1 protein-coding gene is annotated in these 226 nt (G+C 69.0%); it reads right to left on the reverse strand.

From position 1 onward, the window contains the following. Positions 1-30: 30 nt before the first annotated feature. Positions 31-226: hypothetical protein (locus LL239_RS17640; protein ID WP_228164626.1), on the reverse strand; the 196-nt coding region annotated here is incomplete at its 5' end.

Consider the following 226-nt stretch of genomic DNA (forward strand, 5'->3'; position numbering starts at 1 on the left):
ACCATCGCACGATGGCTCACCCCGTCGCGGTCACGACGCCGCGGGCCCGAAAGACCACCACCCCGCGGGACTCCAGGCCCGGTAGCCGGGGAACGACTGGGCCCGGCCGGTGAAACCATGCGCCCACTCGGTGAGATCGTCCAGCCGCCCCCTGTGCGTCAGGATGGGGTGAGACACCAGCACTGCTGACCTTCGCACTGCACGGGGCGAGAACGGACCAATACTG

Source organism: Microbacterium testaceum, from assembly GCF_020781835.1.
GTDB classification, from domain to species: Bacteria; Actinomycetota; Actinomycetes; order Actinomycetales; family Microbacteriaceae; genus Microbacterium; species Microbacterium testaceum_H.